The following is a 26,157-nucleotide window of genomic DNA, read 5'->3' on the forward strand; positions in this document are numbered from 1 at the left end:
TGTGTGCGTGGTCCCGGGCCGGTGCGCACAGGCATGGCGGGGTCCTCCGGAGGGATATCCGGAGCACCCCGCCGGGTGCTGCCGCTAGGCGTGCTTTGGGGCGCCGGCCTTGGCTGTGTCCGTGACTTCGGCGACTTCGGCCTGTACCTCCTTGACGACGTCTCCGTGCCCGCCGAGTTGTTCGAGTTCGTGGGCGAGTTCGGCGAGTTCGGCGCCTCCGGCCATCTGGGCAGTGAGTTCGTCGAGGGTGATGTCTTTTTTGTCGTAGTAGCCGATCGATTTGCCACGCTTGAGCAGCAGGAACCGGTCCCCGACGGGGAAGGCGTGGTGCGGGTTGTGGGTGATGAAGATGACCCCGAGTCCGCGGTCGCGGGCCTGCAGGATGTAGCGCAGGACCACGCCGGACTGCTTCACGCCCAGGGCCGCCGTCGGTTCGTCCAGGATCAGGACCTTGGCACCGAAGTACACGGCGCGGGCGATCGCGACGCACTGGCGTTCACCGCCGGAGAGCTGGCCGATGGGCTGCTCGACGTCGCGCAGGTCGATGCCCATTTCGGCGAGTTCCTTGAGCGTGATCGCTTTCATCTTCTCGACGTCCATGCTCTTGAACGGCCCCCAGCCCGAGGTCAGTTCCGAGCCGAGGAAGAAGTTCCGCCAGATCGGCATCAGCGGCACCACCGCGAGGTCCTGGTAGACGGTAGCGATGCCGGCGTCCAAGGCGTCCCTGGGGGAACTGAATTTGCGTTCCTCGCCCATGATGTTCAGGACCCCGGCGTCGTGCTGGTGCAGGCCGGCGATGATCTTGATCAGGGTGGACTTGCCCGCGCCGTTGTCACCCAGGACACAGGTGACGCGGCCGTTGTCCACGGCCATCGTCACATCGGACAAGGCGATGATGTTGCCGTAGTGCTTGCCCACCCCGTCCAGGGAGAGCAGGTGCACCGGGGTGTGCGTGAGCGGGTCCCGTTCATTCTGGAGCAGGGTTTGCTGGTCAATCTGGTTGGCATTCATTCCCGGCCCCTTTACTTGAGTTCCGCGCGGCGTTTGACGATGAGGTTGACGATGGTGGCCAGCAGCAACATCAGGCCCAGGAAGAACTTGAACCAGTCCGGATTCCACTGGGCATAAACGATGCCCTTGTTGGCCATGCCAAAGATGAACGCGCCGATCGCCCCGCCCACAGCCGAGCCGTAGCCGCCGGTCAGCAGGCACCCGCCGATCACCGCGGCGATGATGTAGAGGAATTCGTTGCCCACGCCCTCACCGGACTGCACGGTATCGAACGCGAATAGGTTGTGCATTCCCAGCACCCAGCCGCAGAACCCCACGCCCATGAACAAACCGATCTTGGTCGCCTTGACCGGGACACCCACGGCGCGGGCCGCGTTCTCATCCCCGCCAACGGCGAAGATCCAGTTCCCCACGCGGGTCCGCATCAGCACCCACGTAGCGACCGCGACCAACGCGATCCAGATGAACACCGTGATCTTCACATCAACCCCGGCGATGGTCACGGAGGACGCGAACACGGCCCGGGCAGAGGCGAAACCATCCATCGTGGAGATCGAGGGTGAGGACACGGACCCGCCGATCAAACGGGTGAGGCCCAGGTTCAGGCCCGTCAGCATCAGGAACGTCGCAAGGGTCACGATGAAGCTGGGCAGTTTGGTCTTCATCAGGATCCAGCCGTTGATGTAACCGATGCCCACCGAGACCACCAGGGCCAAGCCAACACCGACCCACACGTTGGTGCTGAAGTACCAGCTGAACATCGACGCCGTCAGCGCCGAGGAGATCACCGCCACGCCGGTGGAAAGGTCAAACTCCCCGCCGATCATCAGCAGCGACACCCCCACCGCCATGATCCCGATCGTGGAACTGCCATAAAGAATGGTCGCCAGCGCATTGGGCTGCGTAAAGGTAGAGGACACCAACGCAAAAAAGATAAAGAGGACGATCGCACCCACGAGGGCACCGACCTCAGGCCGGCCCAACAGCTTCTGGAACGCACTGCGCGTGGCCACACGTTCGTCGGACACTGCCGACTTTGTGGTTGTTTTTGTCTGGGTAATGGTCATGAGAACTCTCCTTGCTGCCGGGCCGGCGTTCACCGGCCCGGCCAGCGGGCTGTTAGCGGATACCCTGTTCGGCGAACTTCAGGACATCAGCGGCGTTGGACTGGTCGACGATGGCCGGGCCGGTCAGGACCGACTGTCCGCCGCCGAGCTTGAACCCGCCCCGCTTGTTCTGCCACAGCGCGTCTACTGCACCGTAGCCCTGCAGCCATGGCTGCTGGTCCACCGTGAACAGCACGCTGCCGTCGGAAACTTTTTGGGCCAGTTCCTTGTTCAGGTCGAAGCTGGCAACCTTGGCCGAGCTTCCGGCGGTAGCCACAGACTTCAGGAGCGTCAGGGTAATGGGAGCACCCAGGCCGATGATGACATCAGCATCCTTGGATGCCTGCAGCTTCGCGGTTGCCGTCGATTCAACGGACGTCATGTCCGCTCCGTTGACGTAAAGGATTTCCGTGCCGGGCACTTTGGCCTTCACGCCGGCGCACCGGGCTTCGAGGCCCACGTGGCCCTGCGCCTGAATGACACATACCGGGTGCTTGTAGCCACCCTCTGCAAGCCTTGTGCCCACTGCCTGGCCGGCAAGCTGCTCGTTGGAGCCGAAGTGGGTGAACGCTCCCAACTGCGCGGAGGCCGATTCGCCGGCGTTGAAGCTGACAATCGGAATGCCTGCATCAGTGGCTTTCTTCAGCGCCTCCTTTAAGGCGTCGGGCGTGGCCAGGGTAACCGCAATGCCGTCCACCTTCTGGTCAATGGCCTGCTCGATCAGCTGTGCCTGCCGTCCGGCCTCCGGATCGGAGGTGTAAAGCAGTTCAACGTTGTCCTTCGCGGCTGCCTCCTCGGCACCCTTGCGAACCGTGTCCCAGAATGTGTCGCCCGCGGGAGCATGGGCGATCAAAGCGATCTTCATCCGCTCCGTCGTGGCAACCTGGCCGCCACCACCGCCGTTCGCAGTTTCTGGGGTCCGTCCGCCAGTGCTCGAACATGCGCTCAACGCCATCATCGGTACTACTGCCGCCACCAGTGCAGCCTTGCGCCAAGAAAAATTAGCCACCTAAATCTCCTTTGATCTCTCAGGCTCCGGGCCGCCACTCTGCAGCCCTCGGAGCACTGTCTACCTCGATCATGGTGACCCGGCTCACCAATGTCAATAGTTTGTCCTGACATTAGGATGTTTTAACGTGAGACGTCCTCCTACGCCTGGTGCACACGCCGCGCCGTAGTACCCCGAACCACCAGGGCGGGCTCGATCAGCCTGCGTTGCGGGCCAATGGCGGGCTCCCGAATGCGCGCCAGCAGCGCGTTCGCCACATCCACTCCCACGAGGTCGCTACGGTTGTCCACCGACGTCAGATCCAGATATCGCGACTTTGCCAAGGTTGAGTTGTCGTAGCCGATCACGGAGATGTCGGCCGGGACAGCCAGGCCGCGCGCCTTGATCGCGCCGAAGGCCCCCAGTGCCATCGTGTCGTTGGCGGCAAAGATGGCGGTGGTGTCCGGATGGTTGTCCAGCAGCCAACACGCCGAGGCGTAGCCGTCCTCCTCGGACGTGCCACCCGAATCCCCCACGATCCGTTGTTCAGCGCCGGACTCCTGCAGCCGCGCGCGGAAGCCTTCCCGCCGATGGGCAGCGGCGCCGCCCGACCCGGTGAGGTGGCCGATCCGCCTATGACCGAGCCCCAGAAGGTGATCCGCCGCCATCGCGCCGCCGCCGTCGTCGTCATTGGTTATGAGATCGGCGCCGGCCGGCACGCCGTCGCGCCAGCCGGCCACCACCGTGGGCACCCCCACCCCGCCCAGCATGGACGGGCTGGGCTCCGCAGCGATCACCAGCCCGTCAACGTGCATGGCAAGCAGCCCGTCAACGGCTTCCTTGATGCGATTCTCCCCCGGCCGGGAGTCCGCCAGCATGACCTGATAGCCATGCTCGGTGAGCGCGGATTCCATACCCCGGAGCAGGTCGACGAACCAGAGGTTCCGGTAATCGTCAATGACCAGTCCAATGCTTTTGGTCCGGCTGCTGGCAAGCGTCGTCGCGGCCCGGCTGGGGCGGTACCCAAGGTCCGATATGGCCGCTTGGACGGCTTCGCGCCGCTTCTCGCTCACGCGCACGGGATTCTGCAGCACCAGCGAAACCAAAGACGGTGAGACGCCGGCCTGCCTGGCTACGTCGTAGATCGTGGGGCGTCGCGTCTTGGGGCGATTCAATGTCATCGGAAGTGCCTCTCTTCTCTGGCTTCGAGGATATCCGCCGAAGGATTGACAGGACATATGAACATAGTTACGCTCGAATCCAGCTTACAAATTGTAGCGCTACAAAATGCCGTAGAGTGTCCCGCCGCGGCGAAATTTCGAAGGAGAAATCAATGGCTGAAAGCCTAGGCGTCGCCGTCATCGGTGCAGGCATGGCCGGCAAGGCCCACGCTGCCGCTTACCGCACAGCATCTGCCCTGTACAGCCCTGTGCTGCCGCCGGTGCGGCTGGTCTCAATCGGCGACGTCAACGCCGAGTTCGGTTCGTTGGCCGCCCGCCGCTTCGGCTACGAGCGCAACGACACGTCCTGGCAGGCAATCGCCGAAGCCGACGACATCGACGTTGTCAGCGTCGTCATCGCCAACTCCCTCCACCGCGAGGTTGTCGAAGGCCTGCTGGCCGCGGGCAAGCATGTCCTGTGCGAGAAGCCGCTGAGCGACTCCTTGGCAGATGCCCGCGCCATGGCAGATGCGGCCCGGAACGCCGGCAGCATTGCCCGGATCGGTTTCACGTTCCGCCGTACCCCCGGCATCGCCTACATTCGGGACCTCATCCGCAACGGTGTCCTCGGCAACGTCCTGCACTTCAGCGGCCGCTACTGGACCGACTACGGCTTCAGCCCCGCCGCCCCCATGAGCTGGCGCTACAAGGGCGGCCCCGGCTCCGGTGCCCTCGCCGACGTAGGAAGCCACCTGACGTACATCTCGGAATTCCTGTGCGGCGACATCAAGTCCGTCACGGGCGGGCAATTGAGCACCGTCATAGGGAAGCGCCCGCTGCCGCTCGCCGCCGTGATGGGCCACGACCATGTTGCCGTCAGCGATACCTTCGAAGCCGTCGAGAATGACGACTTCGCCGCGTTCAACGCGGAGTTTGAAAACGGCGCCGGCAGCTTTGAAGTCTCCCGCGTCGCAGCCGGGCACGCGAACAGCCTGCAGTTCGAGGTGTTCTGCGAAAACGGTGCCGCAAAGTTCGACCAGCGCCGCCCCGCTGAAATCCAGCTGTTCCTCAACGACGGCTCAGGCAATCAGAACGGCTACCGCCAGGTCATCCTCGGCCCGGGCCACCCCTACATCGCCGGCGGCCTCGCCATGGATGCTCCCGAGGTCGGTTTCGGCCAGAACGACGCCTTCGGCTACCAGGCCCGGGCATTCCTCGAGGAAGTTGCCGGCATCAATGAAGAGGAATCCCTGCCCCGCTGCGCCAGCTTCGACGAAGGTGTGCGCAACATGGAACTGCTCGGCGCAGTAACCGAATCCGCCCTCAACAACGGAAAGAAGATCACGCTATGAAGCTCGGCGTGTACAACGCGATCCTGCACGACCGGCCGCTTCCCGAGGCACTGAAGGTCATCGCAGACCTTGGCCTTACCGGCATCGAGATCAACACCGGCGGTTTCCTGCCCGCCGTCCATGTACCCACCATGGATCAGATCCTCGAAAGCGACGCCGCCCGGGACGACTACCTCGCGATTTTCGAAGGCACCGGTGTCTCCATCGCCGGACTGAACTGCAACGGCAATCCGTTGCACCCGAAACGTGAGATCGGCGAGAAGCATGCCGAGGACATCCGCCGCTCCATCAGGCTGGCGCACCGCCTCGGCCAGAACCGGGTAGTGACCATGTCCGGCCTGCCCGGCGGAGAACCCGGCGCCACCACGGTCAACTGGGTGGTCAACGCCTGGAATTCAGCGGCACTGGACGTGCTGGACTACCAGTGGGACGTAGCTGCCCGGTTCTGGAAGGAAACCGATCGCCTCGCCGCCGACCATGGCGTCAAAGTCGCCCTCGAGCTGCACCCGCAGAACATCGTCTTCAACACCGCCGATGTCCGTAAACTCATCGAGCTCACCGGCGCAACGCATGTCGGCGTCGAACTCGATGCTTCCCACCTCTTCTGGCAGCAGATGGACCCTGTGGCCGTTGTCCGCGAACTCGGCCCCCTGATCTTCCAGGCAGCCGCGAAGGATGTCAGGGTCAACACTGAAAACGCCGCGCTATACGGCGTCCTGGACAACAGCTTCCGCAGGCTTGCCCCGGACGAAAACCGCACCAACCTCGGCGGCGACGAGTGGGCAAACGAGTGGCCCAAGAACTCGGCCTGGGACTTCGTGGCTCTGGGCCGCGGGCACGACACCGCCTTCTGGACCGAATTCCTGCGGGCGTTGCACGAGGTGGACCCGGACATGCTGGTCAACATCGAGCATGAGGATGTGTCCTTGGGCCGGATCGAGGGCCTCGAGGTCGCGGCCAAGGTCCTGCGGGACGCTGACGCGGCGCTCTCCGCATCGCTGAACCTGACGGCCTAGCCTCCTGGCACCCACGAGGTCGCCGGAACACCGCCAGCTCGCCGGAGATTTCCGGGCGAGCTGGCGCGCTTCCGGCGAACTCGGCATCGGGGCACGCCCGGAACACCCCTAGTACCCCCGAACAGCCTTCGGAGAATAGGACCACTGCAGATGCGCATTGGCATAGTCGGCTACGGAGCAGGCGGCAGATACTTCCATGCACCGTTCATTGAAGCCGCCGCCGGAGTGGAACTCGTTGGCGTCGTAGCGCGTTCAGGCACGAAAAGAGCCCAGGTCGAAGCAGACTTCCCCGGACTGCCGGTCTACGCGAGCCTCGCCGAGCTGCTGGACGCCGGCGTGGATGCGGTGACCATCACCACGCCACCACACACCCGCCAGGAGCTTGTCCTGGAAGCCATCAAAGCGGGTGTGCACGTTGTGGCAGACAAGCCCTTCGCCGCCAATGCGGACGCTGCGCGGGAACTGGCCGTGGCCGCGGACCATGCAGGTGTTGTCCTGAACGTCTACCACAACCGGCGCCGCGACGCGGACATCCTCACGCTGGCGAACGTCTTGGCAGCCGGGGAACTTGGTGAGTTGTGGCGGGTCCATTCGACCATGGACCAGGACAACGCGGACAGCCTTGAACTTGGGGCCAGCGGCGGCCTCCTTCGGGATCTCGGCAGCCATTTGGTTGACCAGATGCTGTGGCTCCTGGGACCGGCGACCCACGTGCACGCAACACTGGACTGGACGGACCGCTTCGGGGAGCGGACTGACTGCGGCTTTGTTGTCACCTTGACGCATGCATCCGGTGTCGTCTCCACAGTGTCCGCCAGCAAACTGAACCATTCCGCCACCCGGGAGTTGCGCGCATACGGCAGCAAGGGCAGTTACGTGGCCTCAGGTGCCGACGTCCAGGCGGACGCCGTGTTTGCCGGGCGCAGGCCTGCGAACGAACCCGCAACGTGGGGCATCGATGCGGCCAAAAATTGGGGAACCCTGGCCACAAGGGAGGCCCGCAGGGTCATTGCCTCTGCGCAGGGAAATTATGCCGGCTTTTATGCCGAGTTCGCCCTCGCGGTCCGCGGCGACGGGCCGGAACCCGTTCCCGCAGCCGAGGGGATTCAGACATTGGAGGTCCTGGACGCGGCCCGCCGCAGCGCGAAGGAGAAAGTGGTGATCGCGCTCTAGCACCCACAACGCACCCGCCGGCCCGCACCGCGAGGTGCAGGAATAAACGCCCGACGCCGGCCGGCGTCGGGCGTTTGTTGCTGCCTCATTTTTGGCGCCCTAGACGGGCACGCCCGAGCGTTGCTTGAACAGGTGCTCCAGCTCCTCCAGCGATTTATCCTTTGTCTCCGGAACGACGCGCTTGACCCAGACAATGGCGGACAGCTGCAGTGCCACGAAGATGAAGAACGTCGCCGAAACACCGATCCACGAGACCATCTGCGGAAACGAGAACCCGATCAGGAAGTTGATCATCCACAGCACAAAGACGCAGATGCCCATCGCGATGCCGCGGACGTGCATGGGGAAGATCTCGGACATGGTCAACCATGTGACGGTACCGATGCAGCCCTGCATGGAAGCCAGGAACGTCACCATAAACAGCAGCACAAGATAGCCGCGTAACGTGCTCTCCGGCAGGAGCATGGAGACGAGCGCAATGGCCGTCAGGGAAGAAGCGGTGCCGCACAGTCCCACGATCAGCATGGGTTTGCGGGGTACGCGCGCCATCAGGTACATGCCGATGATCACGGCCACAACGGACGTCACGCCGTTCAGGACGTTGGCGATCAAAGCGCCCTGATCGCCGAATCCGGACGAGGACAGGATGGACGTCCCGTAGTACATAATGGCGTTGACGCCGCTGATCTGGTTGATGATGGCCATTCCCAGGCCCACCACGAAGATCCTGCGGATCCAGGGCACGGTGAGGTCCCTGAAGGTCCCGAGGTTGGCCTTGTAGTCCTCCCTGGCCGCTTGCCGGACCTCGTCGAACTCCGCCGAAACGTCGCCGGCGGCCCGGGTGGACCGCAGCACGTCAAGGACGGCCCCAAAACGGCCGGCGGACGCCAGCCAGCGAGGGCTCTCCGGCAGGACCAGCATCCCAAACCACAGGACCACGGCCGGGAGCGTGGCGATAACCAGCATCCAGCGCCACACATGCGTTTCTTCGGGGAAGGCGTTGCCGAGGACGGCGTTGAACGTGAAGGCCAGGAACTGGCCGGTAACGATCATCAGTTCGTTTTGCGTGACGATGCGGCCGCGTTGGGCTGCCGGCGACATCTCGGCGAGGTACACCGGGACAATCACGGAGGCACCGCCCACGGCCAGGCCCAGCAGGGTCCGCGCCGCAATGAGCAGTTCAGTGCTGGGTGAGAGGGTGCAGGCGATGGTGGCCACCACGAAGATCAAGGCCAGCCCCATGATGGTCTTTCGGCGGCCGAAGCGGTCCGAGAGCCGTCCCGCGCTGATGGCGCCGAAGGCCGCACCGAACAGGAGGGTGGAGGTGACAAGCCCTTCCGTCAGCGGGGTCAGCCCCAGGTCCCTCTGCATAAACGGAAGGGCGCCGTTGATGACGCCGGTGTCGTAGCCGAACAGCAACCCGCCGAAGGTGGAGAACAACGCTACCTTCCGCATGAACTTCTTCGGGTTCGGGTTGGTCGCACCGACGGCCCGGGCGGCGTCGGTGGCAGCGGCCTGGACTGTCGCGGATTTTGTCATGGTTCCTTTGTCTAGTTCCGTCCCTGCCATCAGTTGGCCTTCGCGACGTAGTTGCGCATGGTCTCCAGTTGGTAGCGGGACACGTCGTCGGCGTTTTCATCCTCGGCGAAGACGCTGGACACCATCACGGTGTTGTCCTTGGCCAGGAAGCCGATTTCCTTGAGCCCGCCGAAGAACTCGTCCCAGTTGACGTCGCCGTCGCCGATCTTCAGGTGCTGGTGCACGCGCACGGCGTTTCCGGGTGGGTTGGTGATGTACCGCAGGCCGTGGGAGGCGTGGTGGTCCATCGTGTCCGAGACGTGGACCAAGCGCAGCTTGTCCCCCGCTGCGCGCATGATGTCAAGGGGTTTGTTGCCCATGTGGAAGGTGTGTGAGGCCACGTAGACCATGCCGATGTTGGGCGAATTAACACCGCGGATGACGCGGATGGCGGCCAGGCCGTCTTCGACGAAGTCGTCCGGGTGCGGGTCGATCAGCACATCCAGTCCCTCGCGTTCGATGATCGGCAGCAGTTCCTCCATGGACCGGTAGAAGGCGCGTTCGGATTCCTCGGCTTTTTCCGGGCGGCCGCTGAATTCGGTGTTCATGGTGCTGACGCCGAGGTCCACGGCGATGCGGATAGCGCGTTTCCAGTAGCGAACGGCCGCCTCGCGGGCATCCTCATCGGGGCCGGACCAACGCAGCACGGGAAGCACTGAGGCGATTTCGACGCCGGCGTCCTTGCAGGCCTTGTTCATCTGAGCCACGAGCTCGTCGTCGGCCTTGGGGTGGTTGTAGAAAGGGATCATGTCTGCATGCGGCGTCAGTTGCAGGTACTTGTAACCGAGATCAGCTGCCACGCGCGGAAATTCCAGCAGGCTGTGGCTGTGATGGTACGGGGTGGGGTCGAGGGCAATTTTCACGTGGGACACTCCGTTGTGGTTCAGTCGGGAGGGGGCTAGCTGTAGAGGTCAGGCTTGGTGTTGAGCCGGACCTCTACCTTTTCGCCGGATTTCTGGGCCTCGACGCCGGCCTCGCAGCACGCCGCGGTGGCGTAGCCGTCCCAGGCGGTGGGGCCACCGATCTCGCCGCGGCGGGCGGCGTCTGCCCAGGCCTGGACTTCGACGTCGTACGCGGCACCAAAGCGGTCCTCGAATCCGTGGGTGATCTTGCCGCCCCAACGGCCCGAGGTGCGGATGTACGGGCCGCCGTCGCCGCCGATGTTGACGATGCCGTCCTCGAAGGTGGCCTGTGTGGCCACTTCGTAGCCAAACTTGGCGTTGACGTAGATTTCAACGTCGGCCAGGACGCCTGATTCGGTTTCGATCAGGACGTGTTGGGGGTCGTGCTGGCCGGCGGGCGCATTCTTTGTTGCCTTGCCCAGGCGGACCTGCACGGAAGTGATTTCCTCGCCGGTGAAGAAGCGGATGGCGTCGAATTCGTGCACCACGGAGTCGTTGATCAGCATCTCGTTGGTGAAACCGGGCGGGGTGGTGGGGTTGCGGTGCTGGTGGTGGAGCATCAGCAGCTCGCCAAGTTCACCACTGCGGATGATGCCGCCCAAGGCGGCGTATTCGGCGTCGAACCTGCGCATGAAGCCCACCTGAATGCGCTTGCGGCCCAGCTTCACTTCGGCCTGGACAATCTTCCAGGAAGACTCGGCGCCCGGAGTCAGCGGCTTTTCGCAGAGGATGGGGATGTCTTTGGCGATCGCCTTGAGCAGGATGTCCTCGTGCAGGAAACCCGGGGTGGCAATGAGGACGGCGTTAACGTCGCCGTTGTTCAGCGCCTCGTTGGCATCGGCCAAGGCGACGGCGCCGGGAATGCCTTCGATGGCTGCCTGGGCACGGGACAGGTCAACGTCGACGACGGCGGCTACTTCAGCGCCGTGAATGCGGCTGTTGAGGCGCTGGATGTGGTCCGCGCCCATGCGGCCGGCGCCGATGACGGCGACGCGAAGGGTTTCAGTCATGGTTCTTCCTTACGTTTGGTGTGCCTGGGCGGCGTCAGTTGACGGCGGTACGGGAACCGCAGGACAGCAGGTAGTTGCGGGTGCGCTTGGCGATCGGCATGGGGACGTCGAACGCTACCGGGTACATGTCCTGCTCCACAATTCCGAAGATGGGGCGGTTCAGTGCCTCGACGGCTTCGATGACTGCACGCAGGTCCGGCAGCCCGTTCGGTGGCTCGGTCATGACGCCGGCCAGGTTGGCCGCGGCCCAGGTCATGTTTTCCTCGTTGACCTTTTTCAGGATGTCCGGGTTGATCTGCTTCAGGTGTAGGTAGCCGATCCGGTCCGGGTAGTTCTTGATGAGCTCAAGGCTGGAAGCTCCGCAGTATTCGGCGTGGCCGGTGTCCAGGCACAGATTCAGGTACTTCGGATCCGTGGCAGCGAGGAGGTGTTCGATGTCTTCCTGGGCGCCCACGTGTGAGTCTGCGTGCGAGTGGAACTGCTGCTTCAGGCCAAAGTCTTCGAGCAGGGTCTTGCCCAGGCGGTTGTGGCCGACGAACAGGTCACTCCAGGCCTTTTCGGTGAGTTGGCCGCTTTCCACGGCCTCGCCGGTGACGTCATCGCGCCACATCGCGGGGATGACCACCATGTGCTCGCCGCCCATGGCTGCGGTGAGTTCTGCGACCTTTCGGGCCGGCTCCCAGGCGGTCTCCCACTGGTCCAGTCCGCGGTGGAACGCCGTGAAGACAGTTCCCGCGGTGACTTTCAGGTCACGCTGCTTAAGCTCTTCGGCGAGCCGGGCGGGGTCGTTCGGGAGGTAGCCGTAGGGTCCGAGTTCGATCCACTTGTAGCCGGATTCGGCCACTTCGTCGAGGAACCGCTCCCAGGGGGTCTGCTTGGGGTCATCCGCGAACCAGACGCCCCAGGAGTCCGGCGCTGTGCCGATGATCAGCTTGTTCTCAGTCATTTCTCAATCCTTCTCATCGGTTGCTCTGCAAGGGCCCTTTTGGAGGTTCAAAACTGCGAGGGTGCCGGGGAGCAATCGATCGGTGGCGGGTGGGGGCGTCAGTTGGAGGGGAAGTTGTAGGAGGCGCCGGAGGCGTGGGTGGGTTCGGGCCAGCGGGACGTGATGACCTTGCCGCGGGTGTAGAAGGAGACGCCTTCGGGGCCGTAGATGTGTTTGTCGCCGAACAGGGAGGCTTTCCAGCCGCCGAAGGAGTGGTACGCCACCGGCACGGGCAGGGGCACGTTGATACCGATCATGCCCACGGTCACGGAGCGCTGGAACTTGCGGGCGGCCGCGCCGGAGGAGGTAAAGATCGCGGTGCCGTTCCCGTACGGGTTGGCGTTGATCAGCGCGATGCCGTCCTCCAGGGTGTCCACGCGGACCACCACGAGGACAGGTCCGAAGATTTCCTCGGTGTACGCGCTCATCCCGGTCTTCACGTGGTCAATGACCGTGGGGCCGACCCAGAAGCCGTCCTCATGTCCGGGGACCACCAGGTCGCGGCCGTCCACCACCATCGCAGCTCCGGCGGCTTCTGCCTCGGTGACGATCCGGACAATCCTCTCCTTGGAGGCCGGGGTGATGACCGGGCCCATTTCCGCGCCGGGCGCGGTGCCGTTATCCACCTTCACGGCCAAGGCACGCTCTTCGACCTTCTTGACGAGCAGGTCCGCGGCGTCCCCGACCGCGACGGCCACGGAAATCGCCATGCACCGCTCCCCCGCGGAGCCGAACGCGGCGGCCGCCAGGTGGTCCGCCGCGTTGTCCAAATCTGCGTCGGGCAGCACGATCGCGTGGTTCTTCGCCCCGCCCAGGGCCTGGACCCGCTTGCCATGCTTGGTGGCGGTCTCATGGACGTATTGGGCGATCGGGGTGGACCCGACGAAGGAGATCCCGTCCACGTCCGGGTGGGTCAGGAGCCCGTCCACGGTCTCCTTGCCACCGTGCAGGACCTGGAACACCCCGTCGGGCAGCCCGGCGTCCTTCCACAACCTGGCCAGCAGCATCGAGGCAGACGGGTCACGCTCGGAGGGCTTGAGGATGAACGCGTTACCCGTAGCGATCGCCATCGGCGCCATCCACAACGGCACCATCACCGGGAAGTTGAACGGCGTGATCCCCGCGACCACACCGAGCGGCTCACGGAAAGAGAACACATCGATGCCCGTGGAAACCTGGTCCGAGTAATCGCCCTTAACCAGGGTCGGGATCCCGCAAGCGTATTCAATGACTTCCAGGCCGCGGCCGATCTCACCCTTCGCATCCGAAAGGACCTTCCCGTGCTCGGCCGTAATCAGCTCAGCCAACTCATCCACGTGCGCCGCGACCAGTTCACGGAACTTAAACAACACCGCGGTCCGCTTCGCCAACGAAATGTCACCCCAAGTATCGGCGGCGGCGCGGGCTGCAGCGACGGCGGCGTCCAGGTCCGCCCGGCTAGCCAGCCGCAACTCCCCGGACACGGCACCGGTGGCCGGGTTATAAACCGGCTGCGTGCGATCGCCCTCGCCGACAGTCTCGGCACCGTTGATGAAGTGGCTGATGGTGGTGGTCTCAGTGGTGACAGTCATGGGACTCTTCCTTGAGTAGTCGAAGGGGGATGAAGTTCAGGGGTTTCTAGCCGAGCAGTTTGCGCTGGCGGGACTTGTGGTCGGTGTAGGTCTGGAAGGCCTGCTTTGTGGAGTCGAGCTCGGAGACCTGGGAGACCGGAACGTCCCACCAGGACTCGGAGGATGGGGCATCCAGCAGCGGGTCGGATTCGACGTGGATCAGGATGGGCCCGCCGCGTTCCGGGGCTGCTTTGGCGTCGCGGATGGCCTGTTCGAGTTCAGCGATGACCTTCTCGCCGGGCTCGATCCGGACCACCTTCACGCCCAGGGATTCGGCGTTCAGGGCCAGGTCCACCGGCAGGGTTTCGCCCTCGTCGAAGCTGTGCTGTTCTTCGTCCAGGGCCCGGTATTGGGTGCCGAACCGCTGCGAACCCAGCATTTCGGAGAGGGAGCCGATGGAGGCGTAGCCGTGGTTCTGGATCAGGACCACGATAAGTTTGATCCGTTCGGCGACGGCGGTGACCAGTTCGGTGTGCATCATCAGGTAGGAGCCGTCCCCCACCATCACCACGACGTCGCGCTGGGTTCCGCCGCGGGCGGCCTCGGCGAGGGCTGCGCGCTTGACGCCCAGGCCGCCGGGGATTTCGTAGCCCATGCAGGAGTAGGCGTATTCGACGTGGTAGCCGAACGGGTCACGGACGCGCCACATCTTGTGCAGGTCACCTGGAAGGGAACCGGCCGCGCAGATGACGACATCGGGCGCGTCCATGGCCCGGGACGTGGCGCCGATGATCTCGTTCTGTGCCGGCAGCGGCGTGAACCGGGTATCGAACGCCTCGTCCACGGTGGCGTCCCAGCGCTGCTTCTGCGCCGCGATGGCCGCTTCGAGGTCCGCACCGACGCGGTACCCGCCCAGGGCTGCATTGAGCTTGACCAGGGCCTTGCGCGCGTCGGCCACAATCGGCAGCGTACTGCCGTGCTTGTACGCATCAATCGCGGCGACGTTGATGTTGATGAAGCGCACGTCCGGGTTCTGGAACGCCGTGCGGGACGCGGTGGTGAAGTCCTCGTAGCGGGTGCCGATCCCGATGATCAGGTCCGCTTCGGCAGCAATGGCGTTCGCCGCCGTCGTACCCGTCGAACCAATCGCGCCGAGGGACTGGGCGTGGTCCCAGGGCAGGACGCCCACACCGGCCTGCGTGTTCCCCACCGGGATGCCGGTCAGCTCCGCGAACCTGGCGAGTTCGTCGTTGGCGTAGGCGTAGAGGACACCGCCGCCGGCGATGATCAGCGGCCGCTTCGCGGCACGGATCGCCTCGGCGGCTCGGGCGATGTCGTCGTCGTCGGCGTCGGGGCGGCGGATCCGCCACTCCCGCTCGGCCAGGAACTCCTCCGGCACATCAAAAGCCTCGGCCTGGACATCCTGCGGCAGCGAAATCGTCACAGCACCGGTCTCCGCCGGATCCGTCAGGACCCGCAGGCCATGGTGGAACGCCGAGAACAGCTGCTCCGGCCGGGAAACCCGGTCAAAGAATTTAGACAACGGCCTGAACGCGTCGTTGACTGTGATGTCGTAGGCATAGGGCTGTTCGAGCTGCTGCAGGACCGGGTCCGCGGCGCGGGTGGCGAACGTATCTGACGGCAGCAGCAGTACCGGGAGCCGGTTCGTCGTCGCCAAGGCCGCACCGGTGAGCAGGTTCGAGGAACCCGGCCCGATCGAAGTGCTGATCGCGAACGTCTGGCGCCGACGGGTGTGCCGGGCGTACCCGACAGCTTGGTGCGCCTGCGCCTGCTCATTCCGTCCCTGGTAGTAGGGCATGATCTGTGGGTCAAGCTGCTGGTATTGCTTCAAAGCCTGTCCGACACCGGCGACGTTGCCGTGCCCGAAGATCCCGAACGTGCCCGGAATCAGGCGTTCCCGGAAGTCCACTCCGCCGACGGAATCGACGGTGTACTGCTTGGAAAGATACTCGACGACGGCCTGGGCCACGGTCATTCGACGGGTCCCTGATGCTGTTCTCGTCCCCATGGGAAGTTACTCCGATACTTCTGCTGATGCGGTGTGGTTAAGGAGGGAAGCTGCGGTGGCCACGGCGCCGGCAACATCGCCGTCGGCCGGATACAACAACGTCCGCCCGACAGTGAGGCCCTGCACGCCGGGAAGCGCCAGGGCGGCTTCCCAACTGGCGAAGACTTCGTCCTGCGTACCGTCCGGATCCCCGCCCAACAAAACCGTGGGCATGGTGGTCGCAGCCATGACACGCTCCATCTCCGCCACGACGGGCAGCTTCATCCACGTGTACGCACTCGTTGAACCCAGGCCCTCGGCAATCGCGATCGACTTGATAACGGCGTTGGTGGACAGGTCGTTACGGACCTTGCCGTGTTCGCGGACGGACAGGAACGGTTCCACCATGGCGATCAGCTTCCGCTCAGCGAGGGAGTCGATGGCCTTCGCGGTCGCTTCCAGCATGGACACAGTGTCCGGGTCGCCGAGGCAGATACGGGTCAGCATCTTGCCTCCGTCGGCCCCCAGCGCCTCCAGTGCAGCGGCCGTGTGGCCGGTGAAGCGGTCGTCGAACTCGTTGACCAGGCCGGCGAGGCCGCCGCGGTTCATGGACCCGAAGACCAGCTTTCCTTCCAACGCCCCCAGCAGGAGCAGGTCGTCCATGATGTCCGGCGAGGCGAGCACGCCGTCCACGTCCGGATTGGCCAGCGCAATCTGCAGCCGGTCCAGCAACTGGCGGCGGTCGGCCATGGCCACCGGATCATTCCCGACGGCGAGTGCACCGCGGGCGGGGTGGTCGGCGGCAACGATGAAATTCTGCCGGCCGTACTTCAGGCCAGGGTGCCGGCGCCGCGCCCCGGCTGCCCGGGCAATGGCGTCCGGATCCTCGAGCCGGATGGTGCTCAGGTGCGCATAGCGGCGGGGATCATCGTCCACGGCATTGTTCGAGGCAAGGGGCGTGAGTGTCACAGCGCTGCTCCTTCAGTAGCGAACTGTCCAGGGACAAGGCGGCCGCGTTCCGCCAGCAGCGAGGTGACCTCGTCCGGCGTCGGCATCGCATCGGCACAGGACAAACGGGAGGCAACAATCGCACCGGCGGCATTCGCGTAGTCCAGGACCTGCGCCAGCGGCCATCCGGACAGCAGCCCGTGGCAGAACGCTCCGCCAAAGGAGTCTCCGGCGCCCAGGCCATTCACGGTCTCCACCGGGACCGGGGCCGAGACGACCCGTTCGGTGCGGGTCTTGGCCATGACCCCTTCAGGTCCGAGCTTGACAACGGCGATCTCCACACCCGCAGCCAGCAGCCGGTCCGCCTGCTCATCAGGGGTCCCCTCGCCTACCGCGACGGCGCATTCCTTGTCATTGCCGATCGCCACCGTGACGTGCGGCAGGATCTTCGCGACCTGGGCCCGGGCTTCCTCTTCCGATGCCCAGAACATGGGCCGGTAGTCCAGGTCCAGGACAGTGAACTGGCCCTGTTCCAAGCCGGACTGCGGGCGGGCCTCGTGCGCCTTGATGTGTGCTTCGCGGCTGGGTTCCTGGCACAGGCCGGTGACAGTGGACCAGAAGATCCCGGCGTTCCGGATGGCGGCCAGGTCCAGCTCTTCGGCCTTGATCTGAAGATCAGGGGCGGTGGGGAACCGGCCGTAGAAGTAGAGCGGGAAGTCCTCCGGCGGTTTGATCGCACAGAACGTCACGGCGGTGGGCCACTCCTTCACCGGCGTAACAAAGGAATCATCCACATTGAACTTCTTCAGTTCCCGGTGCAGGTACGTCCCGAACGCGTCATCACCGGTGCGGGTGATCACACCGGTCCGGCGGCCGTGCCGGGCAGCTGCTACGGCAACGTTCGACGGCGATCCGCCGAGGTACTTCCCGAAGGACGTCACGTCCTCGAGGTCCACACCAATGTCGTTCGGGTAGATATCAACGCTGATGCGCCCGATCGTGAGCAGTTCGTGGGTCACGGTAATCGCGGACCTTTCTCGTTTGAACTCTGTACCTCTGAGCAGCTAGAGCTCCGGTTCCGACCCCCGTGAGCGGGGCCACAACCACTACTTTGCCCTAGAAAACATGTCCTGTCAAAGGTTTGTACTGACATACTTACAACAGGGTTTACGACCATGAAGCGAGGCTCGCCGCACGACGCCGGACGATGCCAGGGAGGGGCTACTTCCGAGGAACAGCCAGCTCGCCCGTGACATATTGAGCCCGCCCGAAACCAAAAGACCAATCGCCCGCAGTGTTCTCCACATATCCAATAAACACGTCCTCGCCGGCAACGCCTGCGTCGGCAAGCTTTTCCGCTACAGCTGCAAAGAGTCGCTGTTTTGCCTCCTGCGAGCGTCCGCCCTGCGTGAAGATCTGGATCATCACCACTTCGCTCGTGCGCTCAAATCCGAGGCCCGCGTCCTGGGCAAAAATCTGCCCGGCAGGGTGCTCGGTCAGGATATGGAAGTAGTCCCGCTCCGGGATCTTGTATTCCGCGAGGATCGCGTCATGGATCCCCTGGCTAAGACGGCGCAGGTCTTCGGCACTGCGTCCCTGGTTGACGTCGATGCGAACGAGTGGCATTTTTTCTCCTCAAGTTTGTCCTGACATACTAACAAACTTTACGCTCGGCAAGCAAGAGTCCCGGCCACGCTGGTGGACCAAGCGCCACCCACTCCCCGAGGACAGACAGGAAACCAGTACAACGACGGACGGTCACCGTCGCAGCGATGGTGACCGTCCGTCGTCGTACTTATGCAGTTGTGCGGTTCCGCAGACACGCGGCCGGAACCAGGGTCCCGGAGATGCTTAGCCATTGAACTCCGCGGGGTGCGGGCCGGTGCGGCCGTCCTTTTCGAGGCCATCGATCACTGACAACTCGTCGGCGGTCAGCTCGAAGCCGAAGACATCCAGGCTTTTGGGTCCTGCTCTTGGATGGGATAAGAAAGCACAGCCTAGGAAAGGACGGTGACAGGCTCGGCGGCAACGGGGCCGCCGGTGGGTACCTGCTGCGCGGCAGTCCGCTTGGCCCGGGCGGCGGCGATGATCATCACGCCGAGTCCGAGGAGGGTGATGGCGGCGCCGGCCCAGATGGGCGAGGTGTAGCCGAGCCCGGCGGTGATGGTCACGCCGCCGAGCCAGGCTCCGAGGGCGTTGCCTACGTTGAAGGCACCAATGTTGGCGCCCGAGGCCAGGGTGGGGGCGCTGCTGGCATATTTCATGACGCGCATCTGCAGGCCTGGGACGGTGGCGAATCCGAAGCCGCCCATCAGGATTATCGAGGCGACCGTAAGGACCTGATTGCCGGCGGTCAGGGCAAAGCCGACGAGGACAACCACCAGGACGGCGAGTACCACCATGAGGGTGCGGTCCACGTTCCGGTCCGCCGCTTTGCCGCCCAGGGTGTTGCCGATGAAGAGCCCCACGCCGAAGACGATCAGCAGCCACGGCACAGTGGTCGCCGCGAAGCCGGAGACCTCGGTGAGCGTGAAGGCGATATATGTGAAGGCGCCGAACATGCCGCCGTAGCCGAGGATCGTAACCAGGATGGAGAGCCACACCTGGCCGGATCGGAAGGCACGCAGTTCGCTGCGCAGGGTTCCCGGAGTAGTGTCCCCGTGACCGGTTTTGGGCACCAGGGTGAGAATCCCGGCCAGGGCGATGACGCCAATGACGGTGATGGCCCAGAAGGTGGAGCGCCAGCCTGCCGCCTGTCCCAGCATTGTGCCGAAGGGCACGCCCAGGACATTGGCCGCGGTGAGCCCGGTGAACATGATGGCGATGGCCCCGGCCTTCTTGGTGGGAGCCACCATGTCCGCGGCCACCACGGCACCGATGCCAAAGAAGGCGCCGTGGGCCAGGGCGGCGATGATGCGTCCGACCATCATCATCCCGTAGCCGGGGGCGATCGCGGAGATCAGGTTGCCGGCGATGAACAGCACCAGCAGCACCGCCAGGACGGGCTTGCGTTCGAACCGGGTGACGGCCGCGGTGAGCAGCAGGGCGCCGACAACGACGGCGAGGGCGTAACCGGAGATCAGCCAGCCTGCCGTGGCCTCGCTGACCTGGAAATCGGCGGCAACCTCGGGCAGCAGGCCCATGATGACGAACTCGGTGAGTCCGATGCCGAACCCGCCAAGGGCGAGGGCTATCAGGCCAATGGGCATGGGATGCTCCTTCAAAAACTGTACGGAATGAGATAGGACGCGTAAGCTAGTAGTTGCAGACGCGTTATTTATTGTTGCACACGCAAATACAACGCGCAAGCAACTATTATTGGTCGTGTCCGCACGCATCCCATTGGGCCGCTGGACAGCATCGGAAGAGGATAAAGAAATGGGCATCAAGGACGACGCCATGGAGGTCCGGGCGCAGGGTTGGCGCACCCTGGCGGCGCTGCACGGGATGATCGAAGGTGAGCTGGAACGCTCGCTCCAGGCCGAATCACAGCTATCAGTAGTGGAGTACACCGTGCTGGACGCGCTCAGCCGGCAGGACGGCTGGCACATGCGAATGCAGCAACTGGCCCGCGCCACCGCCCTCAGCGCCAGCGCCACCACCCGCCTGGTAAACCGGCTCGAGGAAAGGGGCCTCCTGACCCGGATCCTCTGCGCGGACGACCGCCGCGGAATCTACACCGAGCTCACGGCCGGTGGGATCAAGCTGCTGGAGGAGGCCCGGCCGGTACACGATGCCACCCTGGAACGCGCCCTGGCCGAGGCCCATGAGGTTCCCGAACTGGCCGCCCTGGTGGACGCCCTCCCCGGCCTCCACGCCCCGGTCTAGCCGCGCTGCCGCATCGCGTTTTTATCGAGGTAACCCCCGGAACCTCACGCGCGGCATTAGCTGGACAAAAACTTCTTGACCGGCGGCCACATCAGGCATAGATTTGTAATCAACCAATTAGTTGATCAACGATTTGGTTGATTTTGATTCAGGAAGGCCCCGCATCACGATGAAGCCCACCGACGACGCCTCACTGGACTCGGCTTTTATGGCCCTGGCCGACCCCGTGCGCCGCCTCATCATCGCCCGGCTCAGCCGGGGCCCGGCCACGGTAAACGAATTGGCGGAACCATTCGCGATCACCAAGCAGGCGGTCTCGAAGCACATCCAGGTACTCGAGCAGGCACAGCTGGTCACCAGGACCCGCGACGCGCAACGCCGGCCCGTCCACCTGAACCCCGCACGGCTGGAGGCGCTCACCGCATGGATTGACCAGTACCGGTTGGTCCGCGAGGGGCAGTTCCGCAGCCTCGATGCCGTGCTGCACCAATCCAGCGCCGCCGCGAGCGGCACACAGGCAAAGGACCCATCATGAGCAACGAACTGAAACTCAGCATCCCCGAGGGACTCCCCTTTATCGACTACGAGCGGGAGTTCGACTTCCCGGTCGCGGACGTGTTCCGCGCCCACAAGGACCCGGACCTGATCGTCCAGTGGCTCGGTCCGCGGGGACTCAAGATGGAAATCAACCACTACGATTTCCGCACCGGCGGCGGCTACAGCTACATACACACGGGGCCGGACGGCGTCGCCTACGAGTTCAAGGGAATCTTTCACACCGTCCGTGAAAACGAGTTCGCCATCCAGACCTTCGAATTCGGCGGCTACCCGGACATTGTCAGCCTCGAGTTCATGACCTTCGAGGACCTCGGCAACGGCCGCACCCGCCTGAAGGGCCACTCGGTCTACCCCACGCAGGAGGCACGGGACGGCATGGCGCAGTCCGGCATGGAGGGTGGAATGACGGAAGGCTACGAGCGGCTGGATGAACTGCTCAGCGGCGCCAAAGTCTGAAATCCAAAACACAAAAGTACGACGTCGGACGGTCACCTTTCCCGTGAAGGTGACCGTCCGACGTCGTGCGTTAAGCAAGAAACGCGGGGTCACCGCACCGTCCCGAGGGACGGCGGGTGACCCCGCGCTGCTGTGTGGAGCTGTGGAGCCTAGAGCGCCGCGTAAACTTCGCGAAGCAGTTTGGCGGTCTCGGAAGGCGTCTTGCCAACCTTGACGCCTGCAGCCTCAAGGGCTTCCTTCTTGGCCTGGGCGGTTCCGGCGGAACCGGAGACGATGGCGCCGGCGTGGCCCATGGTCTTGCCCTCGGGAGCGGTGAAGCCGGCCACGTAGCCAACAACCGGCTTCGTGACGTTGGCCTTGATGAAGTCAGCCGCACGCTCTTCAGCGTCGCCACCGATTTCGCCGATCATGACGATCGCCTTGGTCTCGGGGTCGGCCTCGAACGCGGCCAGGGCGTCGATGTGGGTGGTACCGATGACGGGGTCGCCGCCGATGCCGATGGCGGTGGAGAAGCCAAGGTCGCGCAGTTCGTACATCATCTGGTAGGTCAGGGTGCCCGACTTGGAAACCAAGCCAATGGGGCCCTTGCCCGTGATGTTGGCCGGGGTGATGCCCACGAGTGCCTCGCCCGGAGTGATGATCCCGGGGCAGTTCGGGCCGATGATGCGGGTGACCTGGTTGCCGTCTGCGTCAACCTTGGACTGGGCCAGCGCCCAGAATTCGGCGGAATCCTGGACCGGAACGCCTTCGGTGATGACAACGACCAGGCCGATGCCTGCCTCGATGGCTTCAACAACGGCGTTCTTGGTGAAGGCCGGGGGCACGAAGACGATGGAGACGTCGGCGCCGGTTTCGGCCATGGCTTCCTTGACGGTGCCGAAAACGGTGATTTCGGTTTCGCCGTGCAGGACCGTGGTGCCGGCCTTACGGGCGTTGACGCCGCCAACAATGTTGGTGCCGGCCTTGAGCATCAGGGCGGTGTGCTTGGTGCCTTCGCCGCCGGTGATGCCCTGGACGATGACCTTGGAGTCCTTGTTCAGATAGATAGACATGGTGCGTCCCTTTACTTAGCTGCGTTGGCGAGCTCGGCGGCCTTGTCGGCGCCCTCGTCCATGGTGGCGGCCAGGGTAACCAGCGGGTGGTTGGCCTCGGCCAGGATGCGGCGGCCTTCCTCAACGTTGTTGCCGTCGAGGCGGACTACCAGCGGCTTGTTCGCGGAGTGGCCCAGCTCGGCCAGCGCACCAACGATGCCCTTGGCGACGGCGTCACACGCGGTGATGCCACCGAAGACGTTCACGAACACGGACTTGACCTGCTCGTCACCGAGGATGACGTCAAGGCCGGCTGCCATGACCTCGGCAGAAGCTCCACCTCCGATGTCCAGGAAGTTGGCGGGCTTGACGTTGCCGTGGTTTTCGCCGGCGTAGGCAACCACGTCCAGGGTGGACATGACCAGGCCCGCACCGTTACCGATGATGCCTACGGAGCCGTCCAGCTTGACGTAGTTCAGGTCCTGCGCCTTGGCCTTGGCCTCGAGCGGATCGGCAGCGTCCTTGTCTTCAAGGAGGGCGTGCTTGGCGTGGCGGAAGTCGGCGTTCTCGTCCAGCGAGACCTTGCCGTCCAGTGCCACGATGTCACCTGCGCCGGTCTTGACCAGCGGGTTGACCTCAACGAGGGTGGCGTCTTCCTTCTTGAAGACATCCCAGAGCTTGAGGATCACGGCGGCGACCTTGCCGCGCAGTTCCTCAGCGAAGCCTGCAGCTGCAACGATTTCGTCAGCCTTGGCCTGGTCGATGCCGACGGCGGGGTCGATGGCGATCTTGGCCAGCGCTTCCGGACGTTCGACGGCCAGCTGCTCGATCTCCATGCCGCCCTCAACCGAGCACATGGCCAGGTAGTTGCGGTTTGCCCGGTCGAGCAGGACGGAGAAGTAGTATTCCTCGGCGATGTCCGCACCCTGGGCGATCATCACCTTGTTGACGGTGTGGCCCTTGATGTCCATGCCCAGGATGTTTGTGGAGTGCTCAAGTGCCTCATCGGCGGTCTTGGCAACCTTGACGCCGCCGGCCTTACCGCGGCCACCGGCCTTAACCTGGGCCTTAACGACAGTTACGCCGCCGATCTTCTCGGCAGCTGCCTTTGCTTCTTCTGGGGTGTACGCCACGATGCCAGCAAGCACGGGTACACCGTGCGCCTCGAACATATCGCGCGCCTGGTATTCAAACAGGTCCACGGTTTAGTGTCCTTCTACGTCGAAGTAGTTTCTGTACAGTCGGACACCGTCGAAGACGGTGACCGGGCTGCGGAATTGCACGCACCGGCGGCCTGTTGGAAACGAGCCACGCGGCGTGATGCTCCATGGGGAACTCTAGTCCTTTGTGGGGACCGGCCCGTCCCAGACTACCGCTTATGTGAGTAAGGACACTATTCTATGGGACGTAGAAAAAGCCCTAGATTACGGGGTTTTTGCGGCCTCTGACGGGGCCGGGGAGGCAGTTTTTGAAGCCTCGGAAATAAGTTCGTAGCGGTCCCTGGTAACAAAAAACCCGACGCCGGCGGACACGTTTCCGCACGCCACGCCGCCGTTGTAGGCCGAACAACGCAGCCCGTTCCGCTCCAGGTTCTGCCCCTCGGCAAGCACCGGCAGCTGGGTGATCGGGCCGGTTTTGTTTCCCTTCGGCCCATAAGCTGCCTCCATCTGTGTGACGCCGGAACGGCACCCGCCATACGTGGCAGATTCCGGGGTCAGAAGCGCGGTTCCGCCGAGATACCCCAGGCCCGTGCCGGCGCAATCGTCCTTCACGTCATCGGCTGCCGGCGTGGGAAACTTCGCGAGCTCGCAGTGCGCCACGGGAACGGTGGGCAGTTTGTTGTTCGCGCCGTCACTGAAGTTGTTCTGCTCATAGGGGAGGTTGACGTGTTCACCCCGGGCCGAGGTCAGCGAACAAACGACGCTGCGGTCCTCGGTCACGAAGGACAGGATGTCTTCGCCGGCCCTGAACGGGGCAGTATCCACCAGGGCCGCCTGTTCCAGTTGTTCCAGTGCGGGCAGCGGCGGCGGAGCCACGTAGCCGGGGTCCTCAGTGGTGATGGTGCACGCCGTGCCAGCCAGCAGGAAGAAGGCGGTCAGGATCCCCAAGACAGTCCGTCGCATGGGCTCCATTATGCCGGTCCGGTGACCTTATCCGCCGGTCGGCTTCCGCACACCCTCGACGACGGCGGCAGCAGCCTCAGCTGGATCCGTCCGGTCGAACTGCTCCTGCATCTTCCGCGCGCGCTCTTTCCAGCTGGGATTGGCCAGAATATTCTCCACGGCTTTGGCAATGGCCGCTGGCTTTGGTGAGTCCGAGTGGAGGTTTATGCCTACACCGGCATATTCCACCCGGGCGTTGACGTCGCTCTTTCCCTCGTTGATGCCCGAAACCACCAACGGAACACCCATCGACAGGCTCAGTTGCACACCTCCGAAGCCACCGTTGGTGATGAACACATCGGTGAACTCGAAGACGCGGGCGAAATCGACAAAATCCCGGACGAGGATGTTGGGCTGTGGGTATTTGGCCTTGAGCGCCTCCGTTCCACGGCCGCCGGTCGCAACGATCACCAGGGCGTCCATGTCCTTCACGGCTTCGAGGGCGGGAATGATCAGTTTGTCCTGATCCAGGTTGTCCACTGTCCCTTGCGTCACCACCAAAGTGGCAGGATAGGCGGGCCATGCCTCGCCGTCGCCGGCCTCCGGACCGGCGGGAGTTGTGGGCCGATAGGGCAGGAGGGCTCCCACGTAGTGGACTTTCGGGTTGACGTGCCTGCGCGGAAAGTCGAACGACTCCGGGCCTGTCTGGATGATGGCTTCAGAACACCGGTAGGGCTCGTCGGTCAACCGCCCGCGGCGGGGTACCACTTGGCCGTAGGCATCATGCTGCCTGCGGTAGCTTTGACTGGCAGGCCTCAGGATGACCTTGTCGGAAAGAAGGCCTGCCGCAGCCTGCACCACCCGTTCCACGGGATTGCGGGGCGGCTTGAACCCAAAGAACAGCGGCGGCACCAAAGGGTCGCTCTCCATGTTCGGGATAGCTACAAAATTCACCAGGGGCTTGCCCATCAAGTGGGAAACCAGCCGGTGAATGAACATGGAACTGTCCACCACCGCAACATCGAAGGGAAAGTCCGCTTCCAACTCCCGGATGTCCTCGAAAAAATTGCTGACGTTGCTGGCAAAGATCTTTTCGCCGTCGAAACCGATCGCCAATGGGCCCTTGAGCTTAGCCCGTTCCGGATACAGCTCGTTCAGGTTGTCAGCCCGGTGCTCGATGGCCCGGTGGAAGGGGAAATGCCGGATTCCCAGGCTCTGGAGCCGGTCAGCGAAAGAGGGACCCGTGTACCAGGCAACCTCGTGGCCGCGGTCCTTAAGCCGCATCGCCACCCCTGTCATCGGGTTGAAGTGGCCGTCGATTGCCTGGCTTGCGAACAGGATCTTCACGGTAGTGCCCCGAATCTGCCGTTATGGAGACGCCCCAGCCCGGTTCCG

At 64.0% G+C, this 26,157-nt stretch carries 24 protein-coding genes; 6 read left to right on the plus strand and 18 right to left on the minus strand.

The genetic code is table 11. The features are described from left to right. Window positions 1–84 precede the first annotated feature (84 nt). The 4 genes from V9L17_RS02585 to V9L17_RS02600 all read right to left on the minus strand — a co-directional run bounded on the left by V9L17_RS02585 (window position 85) and on the right by V9L17_RS02600 (window position 4,286). Window positions 85–1,011 (minus strand): ATP-binding cassette domain-containing protein, encoded by a 927-nt coding sequence (locus V9L17_RS02585; RefSeq protein WP_337346381.1) that lies wholly within the window; start codon window positions 1,009–1,011, stop codon window positions 85–87. A gap of 11 nt (window positions 1,012–1,022) precedes the next feature. Further along, window positions 1,023–2,078: an ABC transporter permease gene (locus V9L17_RS02590; protein ID WP_337346380.1), complete on the minus strand. Its 1,056-nt coding sequence runs from the start codon at window positions 2,076–2,078 to the stop codon at window positions 1,023–1,025. Window positions 2,079–2,130: 52 nt separating this feature from the next. Continuing rightward, the gene (locus V9L17_RS02595) at window positions 2,131–3,126 is read right to left on the minus strand and encodes a substrate-binding domain-containing protein (protein ID WP_337350353.1); all 996 of its coding nucleotides are present in this window, start codon (window positions 3,124–3,126) and stop codon (window positions 2,131–2,133) included. Between the two features lie 140 nt (window positions 3,127–3,266). Then, on the minus strand, window positions 3,267–4,286 hold the full coding sequence (locus tag V9L17_RS02600; protein ID WP_337350354.1) for a LacI family DNA-binding transcriptional regulator: 1,020 nt from the start codon (window positions 4,284–4,286) through the stop codon (window positions 3,267–3,269). A gap of 152 nt (window positions 4,287–4,438) precedes the next feature. Here V9L17_RS02600 and V9L17_RS02605 point away from each other — a divergent pair, with 152 nt between their 5' ends. The 3 genes from V9L17_RS02605 (at window position 4,439) to V9L17_RS02615 (ending at window position 7,806) form a co-directional block, all read left to right on the plus strand. Further along, a complete protein-coding gene (locus V9L17_RS02605) occupies window positions 4,439–5,617 on the plus strand; it encodes a Gfo/Idh/MocA family protein (RefSeq protein ID WP_337350355.1) in 1,179 nt (392 codons plus the stop codon). Continuing rightward, complete coding sequence (locus V9L17_RS02610; protein WP_337346376.1) at window positions 5,614–6,633, plus strand: sugar phosphate isomerase/epimerase family protein; 1,020 nt, start codon at window positions 5,614–5,616, stop codon at window positions 6,631–6,633. The genes V9L17_RS02605 and V9L17_RS02610 overlap by 4 nt, the downstream gene beginning before the upstream one ends. Before the next feature lie 150 nt (window positions 6,634–6,783). Continuing rightward, window positions 6,784–7,806 carry a Gfo/Idh/MocA family oxidoreductase gene (locus tag V9L17_RS02615; RefSeq protein ID WP_337350356.1) on the plus strand — a complete coding sequence of 341 codons (1,023 nt, stop codon included), beginning with the start codon at window positions 6,784–6,786 and terminating at the stop codon, window positions 7,804–7,806. 99 nt (window positions 7,807–7,905) lie between these two features. Here the strand turns inward: V9L17_RS02615 and V9L17_RS02620 are convergent, their stop codons facing one another. The 10 genes from V9L17_RS02620 to V9L17_RS02665 all read right to left on the minus strand — a co-directional run bounded on the left by V9L17_RS02620 (window position 7,906) and on the right by V9L17_RS02665 (window position 19,996). Beyond that, the gene (locus V9L17_RS02620) at window positions 7,906–9,345 is read right to left on the minus strand and encodes a sugar porter family MFS transporter (protein ID WP_337350357.1); all 1,440 of its coding nucleotides are present in this window, start codon (window positions 9,343–9,345) and stop codon (window positions 7,906–7,908) included. A 29-nt stretch (window positions 9,346–9,374) separates the two neighbouring features. Then, window positions 9,375–10,247 carry a sugar phosphate isomerase/epimerase family protein gene (locus V9L17_RS02625; protein ID WP_337346373.1) on the minus strand — a complete coding sequence of 291 codons (873 nt, stop codon included), beginning with the start codon at window positions 10,245–10,247 and terminating at the stop codon, window positions 9,375–9,377. Between the two features lie 35 nt (window positions 10,248–10,282). Continuing rightward, window positions 10,283–11,296 carry a Gfo/Idh/MocA family protein gene (locus V9L17_RS02630; RefSeq protein WP_337350358.1) on the minus strand — a complete coding sequence of 338 codons (1,014 nt, stop codon included), beginning with the start codon at window positions 11,294–11,296 and terminating at the stop codon, window positions 10,283–10,285. Between the two features lie 34 nt (window positions 11,297–11,330). Further along, window positions 11,331–12,242: a sugar phosphate isomerase/epimerase family protein gene (locus V9L17_RS02635; RefSeq protein WP_337350359.1), complete on the minus strand. Its 912-nt coding sequence runs from the start codon at window positions 12,240–12,242 to the stop codon at window positions 11,331–11,333. A 98-nt stretch (window positions 12,243–12,340) separates the two neighbouring features. Next, window positions 12,341–13,852 carry a CoA-acylating methylmalonate-semialdehyde dehydrogenase gene (locus tag V9L17_RS02640; protein ID WP_337350360.1) on the minus strand — a complete coding sequence of 504 codons (1,512 nt, stop codon included), beginning with the start codon at window positions 13,850–13,852 and terminating at the stop codon, window positions 12,341–12,343. Between the two features lie 46 nt (window positions 13,853–13,898). Then, window positions 13,899–15,827, minus strand: a complete 1,929-nt coding sequence (gene iolD, locus V9L17_RS02645) for a 3D-(3,5/4)-trihydroxycyclohexane-1,2-dione acylhydrolase (decyclizing) (RefSeq protein ID WP_337350361.1) — start codon at window positions 15,825–15,827, stop codon at window positions 13,899–13,901. 39 nt (window positions 15,828–15,866) lie between these two features. Next, window positions 15,867–16,808 (minus strand): Cgl0159 family (beta/alpha)8-fold protein, encoded by a 942-nt coding sequence (locus tag V9L17_RS02650; protein WP_337346368.1) that lies wholly within the window; start codon window positions 16,806–16,808, stop codon window positions 15,867–15,869. Further along, a complete protein-coding gene (gene iolC / locus V9L17_RS02655) occupies window positions 16,805–17,806 on the minus strand; it encodes a 5-dehydro-2-deoxygluconokinase (RefSeq protein ID WP_337350362.1) in 1,002 nt (333 codons plus the stop codon). The genes V9L17_RS02650 and iolC overlap by 4 nt, the downstream gene beginning before the upstream one ends. Window positions 17,807–18,008: 202 nt before the next feature. Continuing rightward, the gene (locus V9L17_RS02660; RefSeq protein ID WP_337350363.1) at window positions 18,009–18,413 is read right to left on the minus strand and encodes a tautomerase family protein; all 405 of its coding nucleotides are present in this window, start codon (window positions 18,411–18,413) and stop codon (window positions 18,009–18,011) included. A gap of 371 nt (window positions 18,414–18,784) precedes the next feature. Further along, window positions 18,785–19,996 (minus strand): MFS transporter, encoded by a 1,212-nt coding sequence (locus V9L17_RS02665; protein WP_337350364.1) that lies wholly within the window; start codon window positions 19,994–19,996, stop codon window positions 18,785–18,787. 169 nt (window positions 19,997–20,165) lie between these two features. Between V9L17_RS02665 and V9L17_RS02670 the strand changes: the two genes are divergently transcribed. The 3 genes from V9L17_RS02670 to V9L17_RS02680 all read left to right on the plus strand — a co-directional run bounded on the left by V9L17_RS02670 (window position 20,166) and on the right by V9L17_RS02680 (window position 21,629). Then, window positions 20,166–20,615: a MarR family winged helix-turn-helix transcriptional regulator gene (locus V9L17_RS02670; protein WP_337346364.1), complete on the plus strand. Its 450-nt coding sequence runs from the start codon at window positions 20,166–20,168 to the stop codon at window positions 20,613–20,615. Between the two features lie 169 nt (window positions 20,616–20,784). Further along, window positions 20,785–21,150 carry an ArsR/SmtB family transcription factor gene (locus V9L17_RS02675; RefSeq protein ID WP_337350365.1) on the plus strand — a complete coding sequence of 122 codons (366 nt, stop codon included), beginning with the start codon at window positions 20,785–20,787 and terminating at the stop codon, window positions 21,148–21,150. Then, window positions 21,147–21,629, plus strand: a complete 483-nt coding sequence (locus V9L17_RS02680; protein ID WP_337350366.1) for an SRPBCC family protein — start codon at window positions 21,147–21,149, stop codon at window positions 21,627–21,629. The genes V9L17_RS02675 and V9L17_RS02680 overlap by 4 nt, the downstream gene beginning before the upstream one ends. 149 nt (window positions 21,630–21,778) lie before the next feature. On the opposite strand, the gene sucD is transcribed toward V9L17_RS02680, so the two are convergent. The 4 genes from sucD to V9L17_RS02700 all read right to left on the minus strand — a co-directional run bounded on the left by sucD (window position 21,779) and on the right by V9L17_RS02700 (window position 26,109). Continuing rightward, entirely contained in the window at window positions 21,779–22,681 is a 903-nt protein-coding gene (gene sucD / locus V9L17_RS02685; protein ID WP_337346361.1) for a succinate--CoA ligase subunit alpha, read from the minus strand. An 11-nt stretch (window positions 22,682–22,692) separates the two neighbouring features. After that, on the minus strand, window positions 22,693–23,862 hold the full coding sequence (gene sucC, locus V9L17_RS02690; protein ID WP_337350367.1) for an ADP-forming succinate--CoA ligase subunit beta: 1,170 nt from the start codon (window positions 23,860–23,862) through the stop codon (window positions 22,693–22,695). 222 nt (window positions 23,863–24,084) lie between these two features. Continuing rightward, a complete protein-coding gene (locus V9L17_RS02695) occupies window positions 24,085–24,792 on the minus strand; it encodes a hypothetical protein (protein ID WP_337350368.1) in 708 nt (235 codons plus the stop codon). 18 nt (window positions 24,793–24,810) lie between these two features. Then, window positions 24,811–26,109: a glycosyltransferase gene (locus V9L17_RS02700; protein ID WP_337350369.1), complete on the minus strand. Its 1,299-nt coding sequence runs from the start codon at window positions 26,107–26,109 to the stop codon at window positions 24,811–24,813. Window positions 26,110–26,157 lie beyond the last annotated feature (48 nt).

The sequence above is a fragment of the Pseudarthrobacter sp. CCNWLW207 genome (assembly GCF_037203945.1).
Taxonomy (GTDB): domain Bacteria; phylum Actinomycetota; class Actinomycetes; order Actinomycetales; family Micrococcaceae; genus Arthrobacter.